We start from the raw sequence: 1610 nt of genomic DNA, 5'->3' as shown, positions 1-1610 counted from the left end.
CCGGTGGGTTGACCCACCAGACTGTGGGTTGACTCACCGGATCCCGGTGGGTCAACCCCGCGTGCGGTGGGTCCACCCACGAGATCGGACGGGACGCGGGTGCTGCCGGAAATATGTCTTGCACTCCTAGAGGGTCTTCTGTATCGTTTTTCTAGAACGATCTAGAAGATCGATTCAGAAGACTGCCGAAGGGTGGTCCCGAGGAGAGGAGACGAGAGATGGCCGGAGTCACGCTCAAGACCGTGGCGCAGGCCGTCGGGGTGTCCCCGTCGACCGTCTCCAACGCCTACAACAAGCCCGACCAGCTCTCCACCGCACTGCGCGAGCGGATCCTGGCCACCGCCCAGGAGCTCGGCTACGCCGGTCCCGACGCGTCCGCCCGGGCGCTGCGCAGCGGCAAGGCCGGTGCGATCGGAGTGCTGTTCACCGACAAGCTGTCGTACGCGTTCTCGGACCCGTACGCGGTCGGCTTCCTGGCCGGCCTGGCCGAGGTCGCCGAGGAGTTCAGCACCAGCCTGCTGCTGATGCCGCTCAGCTCGGCCGACATCGTCGGCGGCAGCAACGCGGTGCAGCAGGCGGCGATCGACGCGGCGGCGATCTTCTGCGTGCCGGGCGACCATCCGGCGGTGGACATCTTGTCGGCGCGCGGGATCCCGACGGTTTCGACCGACCGTGGCGACCACCCGGACCTGTGCTGGGTCGCGATCGACGAGGTCGAGGCCGCCGCGAAGCTGGGTCAGCACCTGACCCGTCTCGGCCACCGCGACATCGTCGTCCTGGTCGACAAGGCCGAGGCACAGGCGCGGGACGGAGTGGTGGAGCTGAACTTCGACGAGGTCGGCTGCAGCGACTGCGAGTCGCGGATCCAGGGCCTGGAGAAGGCGATGCCGGACGCCCGGATGCGGATCGTCTCCGGCGGCTACAACTCCTTCGGCTCCGGTCTCAAGGGCGCCGAGTACGTGCTCGACTCCCAGGACCGGCCGACCGCGATCGTCGGGCTGAGCGACGTCCAGGCGCTCGGCGCGATGGAGGCGATGAAGGTCCGCGGACTGATCCCCGGCCGGGATCTGACCGTGGCCGGATTCGACGACATCCCGGCCGCCGAGCCGGCCGGACTGACCACGGTCCACCAGCCGATCAAGGACAAGGGCCGCGCCGTCGGCCGGATCCTGCTGGACCCGGCGACGACCGACCGCCAGGTCCTGATGCCCACCGAGCTCGTCGTCCGCGCCAGCAGCGGACCCGCACCGCGCAGGTAACAACCACACAGCACCACCACCCGGCAGCCACCTGACGGCTCCCGGGGCGATCAACAACGACCTCCGACGGCCGACCGGCCGCCGGCCGACCGAACACGCTCTCAGGAAGGGAGCAGAACCATGACGTACTTCATCGCCGGCAACACCGCCGTCGAGAACGCTCGCAACCTGGCGCAGTCGGCTCTTCCGAACGCACCGCAACAGCCGTACGACGAGCCGGCCCCGCGCCGCCGCCTCGCGATCCGAGCCCGGGTCAGCGCCGTACTGCGGACCGCCGCCGAACGCGAGCTCCGACTGGCCGACCGGATCGACCCGGCACCGGCCTGCACCACCAACTAGCCCCACCCACCC

At 69.5% G+C, this 1610-nt stretch carries 2 protein-coding genes; both read left to right on the top strand.

Translation table 11 applies throughout. From position 1 onward, the window contains the following. Positions 1–218 precede the first annotated feature (218 nt). Positions 219–1259 carry a LacI family DNA-binding transcriptional regulator gene (locus tag E1218_RS35695; RefSeq protein ID WP_132327442.1) on the top strand — a complete coding sequence of 347 codons (1041 nt, stop codon included), beginning with the start codon at positions 219–221 and terminating at the stop codon, positions 1257–1259. Between the two features lie 120 nt (positions 1260–1379). Further along, the gene (locus E1218_RS35690; protein WP_132327441.1) at positions 1380–1598 is read left to right on the top strand and encodes a hypothetical protein; all 219 of its coding nucleotides are present in this window, start codon (positions 1380–1382) and stop codon (positions 1596–1598) included. The last annotated feature ends 12 nt before the right edge of the window (positions 1599–1610 follow it).

Origin of the sequence: Kribbella turkmenica (genome assembly GCF_004348725.1) — a bacterium.
GTDB lineage: Bacteria > Actinomycetota > Actinomycetes > Propionibacteriales > Kribbellaceae > Kribbella > Kribbella turkmenica.
This window is presented reverse-complemented; position numbering and strand designations above follow the sequence as displayed.

Excerpts from the sequence above, each read along its gene's own strand:
- E1218_RS35695 (WP_132327442.1), top strand. The coding sequence starts at position 219 with ATGGCCGGAGTCACGCTCAAGACCGTGGCGCAGGCCGTCGGGGTGTCC.
- E1218_RS35690 (WP_132327441.1), top strand. The coding sequence starts at position 1,380 with ATGACGTACTTCATCGCCGGCAACACCGCCGTCGAGAACGCTCGCAAC.